This window comes from Hoeflea sp. CAU 1731, from assembly GCF_039888615.1.
Classification (GTDB): Bacteria; Pseudomonadota; Alphaproteobacteria; order Rhizobiales; family Rhizobiaceae; genus Flavimaribacter.
Genome location: NZ_JBDQQS010000002.1, coordinates 185,487 through 204,655 on the forward strand (window position 1 = coordinate 185,487; position 19,169 = coordinate 204,655).

Annotated in this window: 12 protein-coding genes; 7 read left to right on the top strand and 5 right to left on the bottom strand. The window is 60.2% G+C overall.

Annotated elements, in window-relative coordinates; translation table 11 throughout:
* Positions 1-4: 4 nt before the first annotated feature.
* A complete protein-coding gene (locus AAFN47_RS05000) occupies positions 5-757 on the bottom strand; it encodes a sulfite exporter TauE/SafE family protein (RefSeq protein WP_499808116.1) in 753 nt (250 codons plus the stop codon).
* Between the two features lie 178 nt (positions 758-935).
* Between AAFN47_RS05000 and AAFN47_RS05005 the strand changes: the two genes are divergently transcribed.
* Positions 936-2,171, top strand: a complete 1,236-nt coding sequence (locus AAFN47_RS05005) for an MFS transporter (RefSeq protein ID WP_499808117.1) — start codon at positions 936-938, stop codon at positions 2,169-2,171.
* A gap of 28 nt (positions 2,172-2,199) precedes the next feature.
* Positions 2,200-3,588 carry a glutamate--tRNA ligase gene (gene gltX, locus AAFN47_RS05010; RefSeq protein WP_499808118.1) on the top strand — a complete coding sequence of 463 codons (1,389 nt, stop codon included), beginning with the start codon at positions 2,200-2,202 and terminating at the stop codon, positions 3,586-3,588.
* On the opposite strand, the gene AAFN47_RS05015 is transcribed toward gltX, so the two are convergent.
* From AAFN47_RS05015 to AAFN47_RS05025, 3 genes are all read right to left on the bottom strand, one after another.
* Positions 3,506-4,585, bottom strand: a complete 1,080-nt coding sequence (locus AAFN47_RS05015) for a DUF2865 domain-containing protein (RefSeq protein WP_499808119.1) — start codon at positions 4,583-4,585, stop codon at positions 3,506-3,508. The genes gltX and AAFN47_RS05015 overlap by 83 nt on opposite strands.
* 103 nt (positions 4,586-4,688) lie before the next feature.
* Positions 4,689-6,995 carry an NADP-dependent malic enzyme gene (locus tag AAFN47_RS05020; protein ID WP_499808120.1) on the bottom strand — a complete coding sequence of 769 codons (2,307 nt, stop codon included), beginning with the start codon at positions 6,993-6,995 and terminating at the stop codon, positions 4,689-4,691.
* Between the two features lie 49 nt (positions 6,996-7,044).
* A complete protein-coding gene (locus AAFN47_RS05025; protein ID WP_499808121.1) occupies positions 7,045-7,824 on the bottom strand; it encodes an SDR family oxidoreductase in 780 nt (259 codons plus the stop codon).
* Between the two features lie 133 nt (positions 7,825-7,957).
* Between AAFN47_RS05025 and AAFN47_RS05030 the strand changes: the two genes are divergently transcribed.
* The 5 genes from AAFN47_RS05030 (at position 7,958) to AAFN47_RS05050 (ending at position 13,038) form a co-directional block, all read left to right on the top strand.
* Complete coding sequence (locus AAFN47_RS05030; protein WP_499808122.1) at positions 7,958-8,791, top strand: UDP-2,3-diacylglucosamine diphosphatase; 834 nt, start codon at positions 7,958-7,960, stop codon at positions 8,789-8,791.
* A 105-nt stretch (positions 8,792-8,896) separates the two neighbouring features.
* Positions 8,897-10,114 carry an ABC transporter permease gene (locus AAFN47_RS05035; RefSeq protein ID WP_499808123.1) on the top strand — a complete coding sequence of 406 codons (1,218 nt, stop codon included), beginning with the start codon at positions 8,897-8,899 and terminating at the stop codon, positions 10,112-10,114.
* Entirely contained in the window at positions 10,114-10,938 is an 825-nt protein-coding gene (locus tag AAFN47_RS05040) for an ABC transporter ATP-binding protein (protein WP_499808124.1), read from the top strand. The genes AAFN47_RS05035 and AAFN47_RS05040 overlap by 1 nt, the downstream gene beginning before the upstream one ends.
* Before the next feature lie 53 nt (positions 10,939-10,991).
* Positions 10,992-12,365 (top strand): MlaD family protein, encoded by a 1,374-nt coding sequence (locus AAFN47_RS05045; RefSeq protein WP_499808125.1) that lies wholly within the window; start codon positions 10,992-10,994, stop codon positions 12,363-12,365.
* A 64-nt stretch (positions 12,366-12,429) separates the two neighbouring features.
* Positions 12,430-13,038, top strand: coding sequence for an ABC-type transport auxiliary lipoprotein family protein (locus tag AAFN47_RS05050; protein WP_499808126.1), 609 nt, complete (start codon positions 12,430-12,432; stop codon positions 13,036-13,038).
* Between the two features lie 79 nt (positions 13,039-13,117).
* On the opposite strand, the gene AAFN47_RS05055 is transcribed toward AAFN47_RS05050, so the two are convergent.
* On the bottom strand, positions 13,118-18,991 hold the full coding sequence (locus AAFN47_RS05055) for an apolipoprotein A-IV repeat region-like domain-containing protein (protein ID WP_499808127.1): 5,874 nt from the start codon (positions 18,989-18,991) through the stop codon (positions 13,118-13,120).
* Between the last annotated feature and the right edge of the window lie 178 nt (positions 18,992-19,169).

Genomic DNA, 19,169 nt, shown 5'->3' on the forward strand with positions numbered 1-19,169 from the left:
GGGCTCACAAAATTCCGGCTATCGAGCGAACCAGAATGTAGACGCCGAGCACGCCGAGCGCCATCAGGAAGATGACGCGAAAGCCTTGCTCGGAGGTCCTCCGGCGCAGCCAGGTCCCGGCCGCCAGGCCGACGAAAGTCGGTATCACGGCAATGGCTGACATCACCGCCAGTTCCACGGTCAGGAGCCTGTTTCCGCCCAGCGCCAGCGCAAGCGCAACCGTCGACAGGGTGAACATGATACCCATCAGCTGGACGAGTTGCTCTCGCGGCAGGCCGACCGACTGGAAATAGATGACGCCTGGCACGGTAAAGGTTCCCGTCATCCCCGAGAGCAGCCCGCTGATCGTTCCCAGCACCGGGTTCAGGATTGGCTCCGATCGTGGTTTGACCCGAAATTTTGGATTGAGCAACGTTACCGCGACGAAGGCGAGCAGGAGAACGCCCAGCAGCGCGGTGACGTAGTTGACGTTCAACCGTGAAAGCACGAGGGCGCCGGGGAAAGTGAACAGCACAGTCATCAGGAAAAACGGCCAGAACCTTCGGATGATCTCGCGGAAATGATTGCCTGAAAGTCCCTGCCACAGATTGGTGGCGATCCCGGGAAAAATGATCAGCGCCATGGCGTTGGGCAACCCGATGAAGGCGGTCAGCACTCCGATGCTGACCGGCGGAAGACCGAATCCCACGAGACCCTTCACGAAGGCCGCGACAAAAAAGGCGCAACTGACGATGATCAGCATTTCAGTTTGGGACATGGGCGTACGGGCTGGTTTGCGGCGAGGGAGGACAGTTCAGTCTTAGCCGAAACCACCCTTGACGGCCACAAGAAACTCTGTGCATAGCGGGGCGATCCATTTCGATCGATTGAAGAATGCCGTCGGACAGGACGAAAACGTCCGATACATGCACGCCTCCGGCGAGCGAGGTTCCGACATGTCTTTCTTCGCGTTCATACGCGACAATATGCGCTGGCTCGCCGGCGGACTGCTCCTCACTCTGTTTTCCAGTTTCGGGCAGACTTTCTTCATATCCCTTTCGGCCGGACAGATCCGGGAGGAATATGGTCTGAGCCACGGCGGTTTCGGCACGCTCTACATGCTCGCTACGCTCGCCAGCGCCTTGTCGCTGCCCTATGTCGGCAGGATCGTGGACTATGTCAGTGTCGCGAAGGTAACGCTCCTGATCATCCCCATGCTCGCGCTGGCCGCTATCTCCATGGCCCTGTCCCACCATATTGCGTTGCTGGCGCTGACGATTTACGGGCTGCGCCTCTTTGGCCAAGGTATGATGACTCACAATGCGATCACGGCGATGGGCCGCTGGTACGTTGCCCGCCGGGGCAGGGCCGTGTCCATTGCGACTCTGGGTCACCAGTGCGGCGAGGCGACATTGCCGTTCGCCTTCGTCCTGCTTTCCGCTGCTATTGGTTGGCGCGGTTCATGGCTGGTGTCCGCCGCCTTCCTCGTTTTGGTCGCCTTGCCGCTCATCTATCTGCTTATGCGCGTCGAACGACAGCCGCAATCCACGGACGGCCCGGAGCTCAACGCGGCCGCCCGCGACTGGACGCGCGCTGAAGTCATGCGCGATCCGACTTTCTGGGTCTTGCTGCTTGGCGTGCTGGCGCCGGGTTTCATCGGCACCACCATATTTTTCCATCAGGTCTATCTGGTGGAATTGCGCGGCTGGACTCTCGAGCTTTTCGCCGGTTCGTTTCTGGCGATGTCGATCATGACCGTGATCTTCGCGCTCATAGGCGGTGCATTGGTCGACCGGTTCTCCGCCGTTGCGCTGCTCCCTTCCTTTCTCGTCCCGCTTGGGCTTTCCTGCATGGTTCTCAGCATGGTTGAACAGTCCTGGGGCGTATTCGCCTTCATGGGTTTGCTCGGAATTTCCTATGGGTTTTCTTCAACCCTGTTTGGCGCCCTCTGGCCGGAAATCTACGGCAGCCGCTATCTGGGCTCGATACGCTCAGTCGTCGTGGCGTTGCTTGTGTTTGCGACAGCCATGGGTCCGGGCGTCACGGGGTACCTGATCGACGCTGAAATCAGTTATCCGCTTCAAATCGGGGTCATGGGTCTGTATAGCTTCGCCATGTGTTTCTTGATGCTGTTCGTCAGCCGCAAGATCATCCGCAGAAATTCCATCGCCGCCGCCGAGGCGGCCGCATAGGCCGCGCCAAACCAAAATGACTTCCGCAATGACTGAATCAGACAAGCCCGTCGTCGTTCGCTTCGCTCCTTCGCCGACAGGCAATATTCACATCGGCAACGCCCGCACGGCGCTTTTCAACTGGCTTTACGCCAAAAAAACGGGCGGCGAATTCATCCTGCGTTTCGACGATACGGACAGGCAGCGCTCAACCGTTGAATTCGCCGAAGGCATCGAGCGAGACCTGCGTTGGCTTGGCGTTGAACCCGATCGCATGGAGTGGCAGTCGCGGCGTTTTCCGGCCTATGATGCGGCCGCGCAAAAGCTGAAAGACGCCGGCCTTCTCTATCCCTGCTACGAGACCGGAGAGGAGCTCGAACGAAAGCGGAAACTGCGTCTCGCCCGTCGTCTTCCGCCGGTCTATGGCCGGGACGCGTTAAAGCTGAGCGCCGAGGACAAGACCAGGTTCGAGGCGGAGGGAAGGCAGCCGCATTGGCGGTTCATGTTGCCGAATTTCGAGGGCGATCCATTCGAAACGCGTCGAACGGAAATCCACTGGGACGACGTCGTTCGCGGCCCGCAGACGGTTGACCTCGCCTCGATGTCGGATCCAGTCCTCGTGCGTGGAGACGGCACGTATCTCTACACCCTGCCTTCGGTCGTCGACGACATTGAAATGGGCGTTTCTCACATCATTCGGGGCGACGATCACGTCACCAATACCGGCGCTCAAATTGCGCTGTTTCAGGCGCTTGGCGCCGACGCTCCGGCGTTCGGGCATCACAATCTGTTGACGGCGGCCAGCGGCGAAGGCCTTTCCAAGCGCAGTAATGCGCTGTCCATCGCGTCGCTGCGGGAAACCGGCATCGAGCCGATGGCGGTCAACAGCCTCGCCGTTTTGATAGGAACCTCGCACAGCGTGGAGGCAGTGCCCTCCATGGCAGCGCTACAGGACATCTTTACGCCGAACATGGCGTCAAAATCCGCCGCGAAATTCGATCCGTCGGAACTTGGCGCGCTCAACAGGACGCTCATCCATGAGACACCCTATGACAGGGTCGCAGCCAGGCTGACCGATTTGGGCGTGGACGGGGAACAGGCGGAAGTCTTCTGGCTTGCCGTGCGCGGCAATCTCGATGTCGTCGAGGACGCCCGTCATTGGTGGGACGTGGTACAGAATGCCCCGGCTGGCGACGCGAACCTCGAAGATGACGACGTCGCCTATGTGCGGGAAGCCTTTGCGCTTCTGCCGCCCGAGCCGTGGGGCGCGGACACCTGGTCTTCCTGGACATCAGCCGTCAAGCAGGCCAGTGGTCGCAAGGGCAGGGCGTTGTTCATGCCGTTGAGGATCGCCCTTACGGGGAGTCGCTCCGGTCCGGAGCTTGCTGATCTGTTGCCTCTGATTGGTCGGGAAGGAACATTGGCCCGACGACCCTGACTTCGCGGTCCGGGTCCATATCCTCGAATTCGTTTTCATCATCCGCGGATCGAGGGGCCAGCTTTACCTGATTTTCCCGCGACGCGCTTTCGTCCGGCGATCCATTTGCGGAGGCGCTATTTGTTGCTTCCGAAGACGGTTGGGGTTTGGTTCCCGGTATGGGAATTTCGTTCGGAAGAATAATCGACGACTGTTTCTTCGGCGCTGTCGATCTATTGGCGGTGACCGGGGCTTTGTCGCAGCTGCAGGACGACGTCAGGCCATTGCGATAGGCGAAGGCGTTGGGAAGGCTGACATAGGGCGATCCGTCATCTGCGGAAACCATGTCTTCACTCCTCTCTTCCGGAACCGAATGAATATAGAGGCTGACATCAGCCCCCGGACATTGCCTGGCGCACTGTTCGGCGTCGCGATCAAATTCAGCCGGCGACGAGGAAAAGGAAATGGGGAAATAATAGCCGTCACAGGCGCGCACGCACATGGTCCTGTACCGGCGAGACGGGTCGTCCTGAGCGCGCTCGCGGGCCTGATCCCGAAGGCGCACGGATTCGCGAATCACGACCTGCGGCTCCGCCACCGGGCAACCGTTGGCGCGCAACGCCGCGACAATTCTGCTCCGGCCTGTCTCACGCCCTTCGGCGGCCAGCGCATCGCGTTTCTGCGTGAGGAGAGCAACTTCCTCCTCCAGCCGCGCGATACGCACGCGCATCCGGTCGCAGACAGAATTGTCGCTGGAGCCGTATACGGTGATGCTTCCGCTGGTGCACTGGCCGTCGGCGACCGCAGCGCGAGCCCGGTCCAGAACAAGTTGCTGCTCCCGAAGGGTTTCCTCGAAACGCCTGAGGTAGGGAGATTGAAGATTTTGCGAGGGATATTGGTCAAGCTGGCTCTGTAGACGCAGGCAGACATCCGAATTCTGAGCCTGTATTTCAGAGCCGAATCCGACCGCCGCCAACGCCGCTATCGCTGCAACCCGCTTCAAGAGTCCATATTTCATTGGCCAAGTCGTTGAAGATCAAAACGTTTCCTACGCGCATCATGCAACGACAATACGTTTATAATCTGACCTGGACATGAACAAACCGATCAAGACGGATCGTCTATGCCGGCATGGAGGCCTCGACAACCGCAAGCGTCGCCATGTTGACGACGCCGCGCGATGTCACGGAAGGCGACAGGATATGGGCGGGCTTGGCGCTGCCCAGCAGGATCGGGCCGACATGCAGCGCGTCCATCATCGTCTTCAAAAGGCCGGTTGCGATATTGGCCGCGTCCAAATTGGGAAAGACGAGAAGATTGGCTTCTCCTGTCAGGATGCTGTCTGGCATGACCCGCCGTCGCAGGTCCTCGGAAATCGCGGAATCGCCGTGCATCTCGCCGTCAACCTCCAGATCCGGGGCCATTGCGCGGATCAGTTCCAGCGCTTTGCGCATTTTCAGCGAGGACGCGGTGTCGCGGGTCCCGAAGTTTGAATGCGATACCAGCGCCGCGCGCGGCGTGATGCCGAAGCGACGGATTTCATGGGCCGCCATCAATGTGGTTTCCGCAATTTGTTCCGCCGGCGGATCGAAGGTGACGTAGGTGTCGGTCAGAAAGGTCGCGCCGCGTTGCGAAATCAGCAAGCTGAGCGCGGAGAACTCCTGAACGCCCTCGCGCTTGCGCAAAACGTCCTCGACCACTGTAAGGTGGTTGGCGTATCCGCCTTCAATACCGCAAATCATGGCGTCAGCCTCGCCACGGCGCACTGCAAGGGCGGCGATGACTGTCGTGTTGGACCGGACAGCGGTGCGCGCGGCCTCCGGATTGACGCCCTTGCGCCCGACCAGTGAGAAATAGAGATCCACATAGTCGCGATAGCGCGGATCATCGCTGGGGTTGGTGATGCTGAAGTCTCGCTCCGGCTTGATCTTCAGGCCGAAACGCTTCAGCCGCGTTTCTATGATCGCCGGCCGGCCGATCAGGATCGGCTCCGCGATCTTTTCCTCGATCAGCACCTGAGCCGCGCGCAAAACCCTCTCATCCTCGCCTTCGGCGAAGATCACCCGCTTGTTTGTCGCCGCCTTGGCTGCGGTGAAGAGCGGTTTCATGACGATGCCGGAGCGGAAGACGAAGCGGTTGAGCTGGTCGTTGTAAGCGTCCCAGTCGGTTATGGGGCGGGTTGCAACGCCTGTTTGGCAGGCGGCTTCTGCGACCGCGGGTGCGATACGCAGGATCAGGCGGGGGTCAAAGGGCGAGGGGATGAGATAGTCCGGCCCAAAGACCGGCGTTTCGCCGGAATAGGCCTTCGCCGCCACGTCCGACGGTTCCTCTCGCGCCAACCCGGCGATCGCCTTGACCGCAGCCATCTTCATTTCCTCGTTGATCGTCGTCGCGCCGCAATCCAGCGCGCCGCGGAAGATGAAAGGGAAACAAAGGACGTTGTTGACCTGGTTCGGGAAATCCGATCGGCCGGTGCATATCATCGCGTCCGGCCGGGCATTTCGAGCGTCTTCCGGCATGATTTCCGGCACCGGGTTCGCCAGGGCCATAATCAGCGGATGCTCCGCCATGGTTTTGAGCATCTCGGGCTTGAGCACGTTAGCGGCGGACAGGCCAATGAAAATATCGGCGTCCTTGATGTTGTCGGCGAGCGAATGCGCATCGGACGCCTGCGCGTAAGCGCCCTTCCAGCGATCCATGTTCTTCGTCCGGCCTTCAAAGACCAGGCCGTCGATATCATGCGCCCAGATATTTTCCTTCCTGGCTCCGAGAAAGACCAGGAGGTTAAGGCAGGCGACCGCCGCAGCGCCTGCGCCGCTGGTGACGATTTTCACGTCCTGCAACTTCTTGCCCGACAATTCCAGCCCATTGATGATCGCCGCCGCGACTATGATCGCGGTGCCGTGCTGGTCGTCATGGAACACCGGAATGTTCATGCGCTCGCGCAGTTGATGCTCGACCTCGAAACATTCAGGCGCCTTGATATCTTCCAGATTGATGCCGCCAAAAGTCGGTTCGAGCGCGGAGACGACGGAGACCATCCGGTCGACGTCCTGGGCGTCGATCTCGATGTCGAACACGTCGATGCCGGCGAACTTCTTGAACAGGACCGCCTTGCCCTCCATCACCGGCTTGGAGGCCAGCGGGCCGATCGGGCCAAGTCCGAGAACAGCGGTTCCGTTGGAGACGACGGCCACCAGGTTGGCGCGTGACGTATAGTCTGCGGCGGTGGCCGGATCGTCGCGGATTTCCAGGCATGGAGCGGCCACGCCCGGCGAGTAGGCGAGCGCGAGGTCGCGCTGGTTGCCGAGCGGCTTTGTGGCCTGGATCTCCAGTTTGCCGGGCCTCGGATATTTGTGGAAAAACAGCGCGCTCTGGTCGAGTTCCGACAGAGCGGGTTTGCTGGTCTTGCTCATGTGATTGTCCACCCCTTCAGCCCTTCGGCAGATTGCTCCAGCGCAATTGGCGCGTCAACCGTCAGAAAGACTTCGGTACGAGACCGCCGTCGACGAGCAGGTTCTGTCCGGTGATATAGCCCGCCTGGCGGGAGCAGAGAAAGGCGCATGCGCTTCCGAATTCCTCTGCGGTGCCCGCGCGTCCAGCCGGAACAAGCCGCAAAACGCTCTTTTCGGCCTCTTCGTAGCTGACGCCTTTCTTCTGCGCCGTCGCCTTGATGTTGTTCGTCAGGCGGTCGGTGTCCATCTTGCCGGGAAGCACGGTGTTGATCGTCACATTCCGGTTCGCGACGGTGCGGGCGACGCCGCCCAGGAAAGAGGTCAGGCCGGCGCGCGCTCCCGACGACAGGTCGAGTCCCGGGATCGGCATATAGACGGAGGACGATGTGATATTGACGATGCGGCCGAACCCGCGCTCACACATGCCGTCGATCACCGCCTGGATCAGTTCGATGGGCGTGACCATGTTCTGCGTCACGCCTTTGAGGATCGCCTCGCGGTCAAGCTCCCGGAAATCCTTCAGGGGAGGGCCGCCATTGTTGTTGATGAGAATATCCGGTTTCGGGCAGGCCGCGAGCAGAGCGTCCTGTCCTTCCTTCGTCGATACGTCTGCAGCGACTTCGGTGACTTGAGCTCCGGTGGTCTTGCGAATCTCCTCGGCTGTGGCGGCGAGCGTCGACGCGTCCCGTCCGTTGACAACGATGTCGCAGCCGGCTTCTGCAAGCGCGATCGCGCAGCCCTTGCCGAGACCCTTGCTGGATGCGCAGATGATGGCCTTCTTGCCGGCTATACCGAGATCCATTGCGATTTCCTTCCCGATTACTGTGACTCTTTGTCGGATCCAGCTTCGAATTTGTCCTTATCGAAGCCTTGTCATCTGATTGTGACACGACTCTGGTTAGCCAACCATCAACGGACATGCAATGGTGGCGCAGATGACGAAAGCTCCAAAGGCTCGGCAATTCAGGACCCTGTTCCTCTCCGATATTCATCTGGGTTCTCGCGCCGCCAAGGCGGACTGGCTGATCGATTTCCTTCGCTATCATCATGCTGACACGATCATTTTGGTTGGCGACATCGTCGACGGATGGCGCCTCAAACGCAACTGGTACTGGCCACAGGACTGCAACAATGTGGTCCAGAAACTGTTGCGTCAGGCCCGCAAGGGGACGCGGATCATTTATATTCCCGGCAATCACGACGAATTCCTGAGAGATTTTCCCGGAACCCATTTCGGCGGGATCGAGGTGGAGTTGACGACGATCCATGAAGCCGCTGACGGGCGTCGTTATCTCGTCATGCATGGCGACGAGTTTGACGTCGTTGTGCGCCATGCGCGCATGCTCGCCCATCTCGGCGACTGGGCCTACGACCTGGCGATTTTCATCAATCGGCTCGTGAATTACGGCAGACGCCGGCTCGGACTGCCCTATTGGTCGTTCTCCGCCTGGGCGAAGCTGCAGGTCAAGCAGGCCGTCAACTTCATCGGCGAGTTCCAGCGCGTTGTCGTCGAGGAAGCCAGAAAACATGACGTCGACGGGGTCATTTGCGGTCACATCCACCACGCCGTCATCGAGGACATGGATGGAATACGCTACATCAACACCGGCGACTGGGTGGAAAGCTGCACGGCGGTGGCGGAAGACTTCGACGGCGAAATGCATCTTATCGAGTGGCGTCGCCCCGTCGCCCTGCCTGCTGAACCGAAGCGCCGCAAGGCGTTGGACGCCAGCGACGCCAGTTCTGAAAAACCCGCCAGGGCTGCGTGATACTTCGGCAACGCCGGCGTCGATAACGTTCCCGATCCGGAATTCCGTTGGATTGTCATAGCGGTATGCGGTGACAGACGGTGATTTACTGGCTATGTAAAATCAATGTCCAGCCAGCAAGCTACAGAGTCGGTTGCCTCCGGCGCCGCAGGTTCGTCCGCCATCGCGGAAAAGGAACGTGTGGCGGCGCAGTTTGAAACCTCCGGTCCCGAAGACGGCAAGGTTGTCGTCAGGCTGTCGGGCGGCTGGAACCTGTTCGGCGTGTCCGGCATCGACGCTGCGATGCGCCAGTTGGGGCGTAATCTTGACGGCGTCGAAGTCACGATAGACTTGTCGGCCATCACGGCGTTCGACACGTCGGGCGCGCTTGTGATCGTGCGCCTGAAGGACCGGCTGGAATCGCGCAGCAAGACTGTTGCCTACAAGGCGATCAGGCAGGATCGGCTTGTGCTTCTCGACGCTGTCGAGAAGGCGATGCACTCGGAATACGACGCCGACGATGCGCCGAAGCAAAAAGCCGGATTGGTTGAGAGAATCTTCGCGCCTATCGGCGAGATGGCCTACGAGCTGTATAACGACTTTCTTGCGATGATGTTTATTCTGGGCTCGACGGTGTGGGGCGCTCGCGTCCGAAGAAAGAAGTCCTCGGGCATCTCCTCCGCCGCGATCTTCAGCCAGATGGATCATGTCGGCGTTCGCGCCATTCCCATCATCACGCTGATGTCCTTTCTGATCGGCGGCATCATCGCTCAGCAGGGGGCTTTCCAGCTGAGATATTTCGGCGCCGAGATCTTCGTCGTGGATCTGGTCGGAATCCTGCAATTGCGCGAGATCGGCGTGCTTTTGACGGCGATCATGATCGCCGGCCGATCGGGCTCCGCAATCACCGCTGAAATCGGCTCGATGAAGATGCGCGAGGAGGTCGACGCCCTCAAGGTGATGGGCCTCAACCCGATCAGCGTCCTTGTTTTCCCGCGTCTCGTTGCACTGACGATCATGTTGCCGCTGCTTACGATCATGGCGAATTTCTCGGCCCTGTTCGGCGCCTTGCTCACCACCTGGATCTATTCCGGCATCCAGCCGGAGACCTTCATCAACCGGTTGCGCGAGGCCATCGATTACACGTCCGTCGCCTCCGGAATGATCAAGGCGCCGTTCATGGCGCTCATCATCGGCATTGTGGCGTCGGTGGAAGGCCTCAAGGTCGAGGGCAGCGCGGAATCGCTCGGCCGCCATGTGACGTCGGCTGTCGTCAAGGCCATTTTCGTGGTCATTCTCGTGGACGGCTTGTTCGCTATCTTTTACGGGGCGATTGATTTTTGATGTCTGTGACAGAGACGATAACCGGCCCTCAGGATTCGACGCGGGAACGCCATCCGGACTTCGGCAAGGTCATTCTCGAGGCGCGGGGCATCAATGTCGCCTTTGGCTCGCACAAGGTGCTGGAGAATCTCGATCTCGATATCCGGCGCGGCGAGATACTTGGATTTGTCGGCGCTTCAGGCGCTGGCAAGTCGGTGCTGTTGCGCACGATCCTCCAGCTCACGTCAAGACAAGGCGGCGCCATACGCATCCTGGGCGTGGACTACGACGCTGCGACGCCCGCCCAGAAAACCCAGCTCGACATGAAGCTTGGCGTGCTGTTCCAGCAAGGCGCCCTGTTTTCTGCGCTCACGGTGCTTGAGAACATCCAGGTGCCGATGCGCGAATATCTGGAGTTGCCGCAGAAGCTGATGGACGAGCTGGCGCTGCTGAAGATTGAACTCGTCGGCCTGCGGCCGGAGGCGGCCTCGCTCTATCCCTCGGAACTCTCCGGCGGCATGATCAAGCGCGCAGGCCTCGCAAGAGCTTTGGCGCTCGATCCCGACCTTGTGTTTCTCGACGAGCCGACGTCGGGTCTCGATCCGATCAGCGCCGCCGAGTTCGACGAGTTGATCGCGAAACTGCGCGACACTCTCGGCCTGACCGTGTATATGGTGACGCACGATCTCGACAGCCTGTTTTCGGTGTGCGACCGCATTGCGGTCCTCGGCAACAGGAAAATACTTGTCGAAGGAACGATAGAGGACATGCTTGCGTGCGAAGACCCCTGGGTCAGGTCCTATTTCCACGGGAAAAGAGCCCGTTCTATTGTGCCGCAGAACTAGACCTTTAGTGTATCAGCGAGAATCACCCGGAAAGGAATGACGGGAACGCGAATATGGAGACAAAAGCCAACTATACCATCGTCGGTATTGTCATCATCCTCATTATTACCGCCGGTTTTATGGGCGTCTACTGGATGGCCACGGCCAACAACCAGGGAGAGACGGCTCGTCTGGAGATTCGCATTCCGGGTTCCGCGAGCGGCCTATCGGTCGGGGCGCCGGTTCTGTTCAACGGCATTCGCGTCGGTTCCGTGCGGTCTCTGACGATTGACGGCGTCGATCCAAACTACGTGCTCGCCATGACGGAAGTTCGCGCCACCGCGCCGGTATACGCGTCCACCAAGGCGGTGCTTGGCATCCAGGGGCTGACCGGTTCTGCGCATATCGAGCTCAGCGGCGGCAACACCAGCGACCTCAATATTCTCGGGGAAGCCGTCGAGAAGGGCAGTTACGCGGTTCTGACAGCCGATGAATCCAGCGTTACCAACCTCCTTGCAACCGCAGACGCCATCCTGCAGCGGGTCAACAAGGCCGTCGTCGGCATCGAGGAATTCGTCACGACCGCGAAAGGCCCGCTGACCCAGACCGTCCAGAACGCTGAAAAATTCTCCGAAGCGCTTGCAGCCAATTCAGGCGGCGTCGACAGTTTCCTCAAAAACGTCTCCTCGCTGTCCAAAACTCTCGAGGGCGTTTCCGGCAAGCTTGAAGGGCTGGTCACCCGCGCCGAGGCGATCGTCGGCGCAGTGGAGCCTGCGAAAGTCTCCGAGATCGTTCAGAATGTCGAGACTGTCAGCAAGAACATTTCGGATGCATCCGGTGATTTCAAGCCGATGATCGAGGAGTTCAAGACGGCGGCCACAAACATCGCCGAGCTCAGCCAGAACGCCGAATCCGCGGTGTCAAAGGTCGAAGGGTTGCTCAATTCGGTTGACACCCAGAAGGTGCAGGAAGTCGTCGACAATATCACCGTCGCCAGCGCCCAGGCCCGTGAGGGCATTGCCAATCTGACCATGGTGTCGGAGACGATCGGTCAGCGAAACCAGGAAATCGGACAGATCATAGAGAATACGGATCAATTGACCGCGCGCCTGAACGAGGCCGCCCTGCAGGTTCAGACGACGCTCAACAAGCTCAACGGCGTCATTGACGGCGCAGATGGTCAGGGCCTTGTGGCCGAAGCGAAGGATACGTTGAAATCCTTCCAGGACGTCGCCAACAAGATCAACGCGCAGATCGGTCCGATCATGAGCAATGTCGACCGGTTCTCGAATTCCGGTCTCAAGGATATTGAGGCCCTGGTCAATGAGGCGCGCCGATCGGTCGCCCGGATCGAGAGAGCAGTCGCGCAGATAGGGGAAGATCCGCAGAGTTTGATTTTCGGTGGATCGGGAAGCGTAAAACAATATGATGGGCGTCGTCGTCGTTGACAAAGCAGAGTTAAGGTCCAAGAGTTCGTAAATCCTGCGTGGATGGCAGGGACGAGGGGTATTCGTGAAGAGTTGTAGTCAATCCGGACTGGCCGTAGCTGTCCTGCTGGCTGGCGCTGCATTTTTGAGTGGATGCGGCGGCGGACCATTTGCTCCAAAGCCCGACACCTACGAATTGACGGGTATTCCGACAGTCAAGGGACCGTCCTCGAGAAACCGTCAGATTGTCGTAACCGATCCGGCTGCGCTGAAGTCTCTGGACGGCTCAAATATCGTTGTGCGGACCTCTCCGGAGGCGATCCAGTACCTCTCCCGATCGCAATGGAATGACAATCTGCCGTCGATCATTCAGGAACAGCTGATAGCGGCTTTCGAGGACAGCGACCGCCTTGGCGGCGTGGCGAAACCCGGCGACAGCATCGCCGCCGACTATCTCATCTCTCCGACGATCCGCGCCTTCGAGATTGTCGCCAGCGACAACGGGGACACGGCCGTCGTCGAGATTTCCGTTCGCATCGTCAATGATCGCAACGGCGTGGTGCGGTCGCAGAAGGTCTTCCAGGCGACTGCGCCTGTCAGGGGATCTAACAATATCGATTTCATCCGCGCGCTTGATCAGGCCAATGGCAAGGTCGTCACCGACATCGTCGCCTGGACGTTGAAGATCGTCTGATCGTCTAAACAGTTTTATGAACGGCAAAGGCCGGCTCGCGAGAGCCGGCCTTTTTGGTTGTGCGTATTCGACCGTTCGTCTATTTCAGCCTGCCGCTGGCATGGGCGAGCATTGTGTAGACCTTGCCCGTATCCGACGTCAGATAGGTCTGGGCCACGGACTTGTCCCGATTGTTTGCGGAGACATCGGCCAGCAGTTTCTCGAAGTCGGAGATGTAGTGATCCACGGCGCTGCGGAACTCCGGTTCCTGGCCGTATTTCTTCTTGATCTCCTCGAAGGTCTTCTGGCCCTTCAGCGTGTACAGGCGGCGGGTGAAGATGTCCCTTTCGCCGGCCTGGTAACGGCGCCACAGCTCCACGGATGCGTCGTGGTCGATGGCGCGGGCGATGTCGACCGACAGCGAGTTCAGGGACTCGACCACTTGGCGCGGGTTGCGGGAACGGCTGCTGTTGGCGGACTGCGCATTGGAGTTGGACGCGCGCTGTTCGCCGCCGGTGTCGCCTTCCTCGCGTGATGCGCCGCGCAGCAGGTCCTTGACCCAGCCTTCACCGAAAGACTTGCGCGATGCATTGCCGGCGTCCGCCTTCGGTTTGGCGCCGCCGCTGTCCATCACGCCGAGGCCGCCGCGCAGGCTCGATGTGGTGTTTGGCGTCGGGCGCTTGGCCGGCTCGACAAGTCGAGCGGTCGCGGCGCCGGTCGTTCCTGTGCCCTGCGCGGCTGCAGCCGGCTGCGGGGCAGGGGCGGCCTGCGCCTGCACAGGTTCGGCGACAACTGCCGCAGCTGCTGCGACGGGACGCGCTCCCGGACCGGAATGCTCGAACAGGCCGGATGACTGGTCGACGATGTTCGCAAGGTCCTTGAGAGCCTTGATCTGGTCGGCGACCGCCTGACGCATCGCTGCGGTGCTTTCGCGGGTTTCCTCAGGCAGGTCGAACACGCCGCGCTTGATTTCCGAGCGGGTGGTGTTCAGCTCCTCGCGGATCTCGCCGGCGGCGCGACGGATTTCTTCCGTTGCTCCGTTGAAGCGCGACACAGCTTCTTCGACGGCTTCCTTGATCGCCTGCTTCATGTTCTGCGACGCGTTCGTCGAGCGCGTTTCGGTTTCGGAAAGCAGTTCGCTCAATTCCTTCATGGAGGAAGACAGGCTGCCGGAAAGCTGCTTGGCCGTGCTGTCGGCCTTTTCGGAGGCCTTGCCGAACGCATCCTGAACTATGCCTTCCAGCGAACGCATGGTCACGCCGATTTCCTCGGAGCGCTCGACCAGACCCTTCGACAGGTTGTCGAGCGCCTCGCGGCGTTCGTCGAGCGTATTGGCGAGGCTCGACTGCGCAGCGCCCAGCAGGTCGGAGGCGGTGGAAAGCACCTTCGAATGATCGGAGAAGCTTTCGGCGATCTCGCCGATCCGGCCGAGCGTCGATCCCGAGATGCCGTCGAGCTTGGCAAGGTTGCTTTCAAGCAGTTGCGCCGAATTCGAGATCGTTTCCGCCGAGTTGGTGGCCGAAGAGTTGAACTTCTCCGTGGTTTCCACCAACCTGGTGTCGACGCTGGAAAGCGTCGTTGCGGCGTTCTCGATAAGATGGGAGATCGACGTGTTGCTCTCTCCCAGTTGCTCGATAAGGCTGACGACGTCCGACCTGAGGCTTGCGCCGGCGCGTTCGATAGCAGCCAGCGTTTCGCCCGTGCGGGAGGAGAGGGCGCTGACCAGAGCAGAACTCTGCGCCTGCAGCTGATCGGTGCTCGACAGAGTGATCTGCTCGATCTCGGCTGCGATTTCCTTGCCGCTTTCGAGATAGCGATCGATCAGCGGGCGAGCCTTCTGCTCGATGAGGTTAGACAGCTCCGTGGAGCGGCCGGCGAGCATCGAGTTGAGTTCGCGGGTCTGCTCGTCGAGAACCGACTTGATCGACTCGTTGCGCGCGGCGATCGCCTGTTCGCTGTTCTCAAGCTGCGCAGCGAAGTTCGTTGCCTGCTGGCCGATCTTTTCTTCGGCGTTCATGGCAGCGCTGGTGATCGACTCCGCAGCGCCCAGGAAACTGTTCTCGCTGTCGACCAGCCGGGTGGAAAGGTCGGCAAGCTGGTTGGTCCAGGATTCCGAACGTTCCGACAGACGACTGTCGATGGCGTCGGAGTAGCTGGCGGCTGCGGCGCTGAGCTGGCTTGCGAACTGTTCGCCGAGACCCTGCAGCGACTGCGCGGAGCGCAACGCCTCGGTATCGAACTGGTTGACAGTTTCGGAAACCGTGTCGCGCAGTGTCGTTGCGAGATTGCGCGCCTGTTCCTCTATCATCGAATTGACGTTCTGCATGCCGGTGCTGAGCGCGCTGTCCATTGTGCCCAGACGTTGCTCCATATTCGACATCTGCTCTTCGACGGATTGGTTCATCCGGCCGATATTCGACTCGAACACGGTGTCGAGCGCCTTGACGCCGTCGTTGATACGACCTGAAAGTTCTTCCGTTTCCTTGGAAAGCGTATCGTAGATGGCTCCCGAGCCGCCGCTCAGAAGCGCATCGATGCGTGCGGCGTTGGTTTCCAGCGTGTTTGCCAGTTGTTCCGTATTGCCGACTACGGAATTCGAAATTGTTTCCGAATGATCGCGCATGATGCCGTCGATACGCTCGGCGTTGGAGCCGAGGGTGACTGCCAGCGCATGCGTATTGTCGGTGACAGCCCTTTCGACAGCCGATGCGCCGTCGCGCAACAGGGTTTCCAGACGGTCGGTGTTCGAGCCCAGCGTATTGGCGATGGACTGGGTGCCTTCCGTGGAGGCGTTGGTGATGATGGCTTCGCCTTCGCGGATCAGGGCGGCCATGCGCTCCGTATTGGAGCTGAGAGTGGTTTCCAGATCGCTGGAGCTGGATTTCGCCGCCTCGTTGATGGCGGACGTGCCCGAGGTGATGAGACCTTCCAGGCGGTCGGCGGATGCGCCCATCGTGCGCTCGAGCGCGTTGGCTCCCTGTTCCGCCGCCTGATTGAGGCCGGACGTACCGGTGTTGATCAGGTTTTCGAGCCGGTCTGCCGACGAGCTCAGCGTCCGCTCGAGAGCGCCGCTGCTCTGTTCCGCGGCTTCGTTGATTGAAGCGGATCCGGATGTGATCAGTTCTTCCAGGCGCGCGGACGAGGAACTCAAAGTCTGTTCCAGTTCCGAAGCGCTCTGCTGGGCGGTAAGGCTGATGGAAGAGGTTCCCGAAGCGATAAGGTTTTCCAGGCGATCCGAGGATGCGCCGAGGGTCTGTTCGATCGCACCCACGCTCTGTTCTGTGGTGTGCTGGATCGACGATGTGCCGGTGCTGATCAGGTCTTCGAGGCGTTCTGTCGAAGAACCGAAGGTGCTTTCGATCGCGCCTGCGCCCTTTTCGGCCGCCTGGTTCAGCGTGGAGGCCCCGTTGTCGATCAGCCCCTCGAGCCTGTCGGTAGAGGCGCTGATGCTCTCGCTGAAGCTGCTTGTTCCCTGCTCAACGGCGCGGTTCAGCGTTGATGCGCCGGTGTTTATCAGACTTTCAAGCCTGTCAGTGGATGCCCCGATGCTTTCGCTGAAGCTGCTGGTTCCCTGTTCCACGACCTGTCCAAGCGAGATCGTGCCGTTGTCGATCAGGTTCTTGAGACGCTCGGCGTTGCCGCTGAGCGTTGTTTCCAGCTTTTGGGAACTCTCGGTGGTGGCGTTGTTGATTGCGGCCGTTCCGAAGCTGATGAGGCCCTCCAGCCGTTCAGCGTTTGCCGAAAGCGTCGATTCAAGTTCGCGGTTGCCGCTGGTGGAGGCTTCGTTCAGATCCGACACGCCGCGGCCGATGAGGCTTGCGAAATTGTCGGCGCTTTCTTCCAGCTTGGAGGCGAGCGCTTCCGTCTGGCCGCTGACGGCGCCGGAAATGGTCGCTGCGCCGTCCTTGAGCAGGATGTCCACGCGCTCGGAGGTGTCGGACAGAGCGCGTTCGACCGCGCCGACCTTTTCCTCGATCTTGCTGGTGATATCCTCGCTGCTCCGGGACAGATTGTGCTCGAGCTCCTGCGAACGCTGGGTAAGCGACTCGTCGAGTTGACGCGCGCGCTGGTCCAGAGATCCGTCGATCTGGCGCGTATGCCTGTCGAGATATTCGTCGATCTGGCTGGTTCTCTCGCTGAGCGAATCCTCGAGATGGCGCGTGCGCTGGTCCATGGACTCGGCGATTTGCTGGGCGTTTGTGCTCAGGATCGAGTCGATGGAGCCGCTGGTGTGCGACAGCGTATCGTTGATCGCAACAAGGCTTTCACCCAGCTTGTCGGCAAGAGTTCCGCTGCGCTGGTCGAAAGCGGTAGTGAACTGCTTGACCCGATCGTCGAACGCGGAGTTGAGCTGCGAAATGGTTCCCTGCAGACGGTCTTCGAAGAAGCTGGACCGGGTGTCCAGGTCGTTCATCGCGTCTTCGGTGTGCTGCTGCAGGCTCTGCCTGAAATTCACGGCCTTTTCGTCGAGACGCTGGTTCAGCGTGTCGATAACGCCGCCGAGACCTGCGGAGAAGGCCTTCTCGCCGGTGCTTACGCTTTCGGTGATGTCGCGAGTGCGGGCAAGCAGGGTTTCGTTGAGCTGACGCGCGCGCTCATTCAGGATCGTGTTGAGCTTCTTCGTATTGTTGTCGATCGAGGAAGCGCGGGTTTCGAACTCGCTCAGAAGCTGCTGACCGTATTCCGAAATCGATCCATGAAGGACTTCAAGGCGGCTGTCGAACTCCTCGGCCAGCGTGCGTCCGGAATTGCCGAACGCAAGCATCAGCGCCTCGAGGCGCTTCTGCAGAAGTTCTGCTACCGACTCGGAGACTTCCTCCGCCTGTGTCGAGAGTTGGGTCGTTCTCGTATCGACAAGCGCGGCGGCGGCCTTGCCGGACGTCGAGATCTTGTTCGAGATGTCGTCGCCCGCCGAATGCAATTCCTCGCGCAACTGCTCGTGCGCCTTGACGATACGCGCGCGCACCCGCTCGGAGTGCGCGATGATGGCTTCACGCTCATTGCCGAGACCTTCGACGAGGTTGCGGATCCGCACCTCGTTGTCCGAATAGCTCTGTTCGAGCGCGCTGATTTCGGAATGGACCAGCGTTTCCAGTTCGGAGGCGCGTGCGATGGTCCGCTCGATGCCGTCATTCATTGCCGATACTTCGCGGCGGATCGCCTGGCCGACGCTGGTGATGTTGTCGGCCGCGATGTTTTCCGGTTCGGAGAGACGCAACGCCAGTTCGGTCATCGAACGCGCAACGGAACGCATTTCCTGTGCGCGCGCGATCATCATACCAAAACCGACGATCATCATCGCCGGCAGCACGATCGTGGCGATTGCGCCGAGGATGTCCGGATTGGCGGACAGATTGGCGAAGGTGGAGAAACTCCAGATGCGCGATCCGTATACCATTCCTGTCAAAATGAAGCCTGCGACAAGCCAGATGCCGGCCGCGACATAGGCGGTGATGCGCGTTGAACGACCCGAATTGCTGTCCAGGGACTTCAAAATGTAGGCTGTTGAACGGCGGCTGTCGTCATTGGCCGGTGCAAAAGCCGGGCCGGATTTGCGCCCCGAACCGGCCTGTGTTCTCTGGTTTTGCTGGCCGGAGGCGCGTTTCGTGTCCGGTGCGGAATTGGCGACGTCCTGCGGCGTCGCCCGCTGGACGCGGCGTGACTCCGGACGGTCTTGCTGGGAGCGGGTAGCGGGTGGGCGTTCGCGCTCGCGGCGCGCAACCGGGCGAGCCGGACGCTTGGCGGGCGTCGATTTTTTCGAGGCGCCAGCTTCATCCGGTTCATTGCCGGCTTCGGCCAGCTCGGCCGCCGCCGAGGCGACCTGGGCTTCCAGGTCTTCCATCGACAGTTCTACGTCTGCGTCACTGTCGGCGTTCGCCGTATTACCTTCGTCAATGTCGACGTCGCGCAGTGCGTCTTCAAGCGCTTTCAGCGCGTTTTCATCGACCGACTTCCGAGCGTTCTGCTTTACCATCCCAATGCCTCGTACTCTAAACCTACCGCCATGGCTTGCGACGGAACAGGGCGCAATGTCCTTTGCCGTCGCTTAATCGGGTGTGCACATATGACAATACTATGTCTATGTTCAGTCTGTCTAAAACCCGGCTGACCGTCCCATAACGGCTGCCGGCGCTACCCCGTTTTTTCTTTGT

Coding starts and splice junctions, on each gene's coding strand:
- AAFN47_RS05030 (WP_499808122.1), top strand. CDS start 7,958: ATGACGAAAGCTCCAAAGGCTCGGCAATTCAGGACCCTGTTCCTCTCC.
- AAFN47_RS05000 (WP_499808116.1), bottom strand. CDS start 757: ATGTCCCAAACTGAAATGCTGATCATCGTCAGTTGCGCCTTTTTTGTC.
- AAFN47_RS05025 (WP_499808121.1), bottom strand. CDS start 7,824: ATGGATCTCGGTATAGCCGGCAAGAAGGCCATCATCTGCGCATCCAGC.
- gltX (WP_499808118.1), top strand. CDS start 2,200: ATGACTGAATCAGACAAGCCCGTCGTCGTTCGCTTCGCTCCTTCGCCG.
- AAFN47_RS05040 (WP_499808124.1), top strand. CDS start 10,114: ATGTCTGTGACAGAGACGATAACCGGCCCTCAGGATTCGACGCGGGAA.
- AAFN47_RS05045 (WP_499808125.1), top strand. CDS start 10,992: ATGGAGACAAAAGCCAACTATACCATCGTCGGTATTGTCATCATCCTC.
- AAFN47_RS05035 (WP_499808123.1), top strand. CDS start 8,897: ATGTCCAGCCAGCAAGCTACAGAGTCGGTTGCCTCCGGCGCCGCAGGT.
- AAFN47_RS05015 (WP_499808119.1), bottom strand. CDS start 4,585: ATGAAATATGGACTCTTGAAGCGGGTTGCAGCGATAGCGGCGTTGGCG.
- AAFN47_RS05005 (WP_499808117.1), top strand. CDS start 936: ATGTCTTTCTTCGCGTTCATACGCGACAATATGCGCTGGCTCGCCGGC.
- AAFN47_RS05055 (WP_499808127.1), bottom strand. CDS start 18,991: ATGGTAAAGCAGAACGCTCGGAAGTCGGTCGATGAAAACGCGCTGAAA.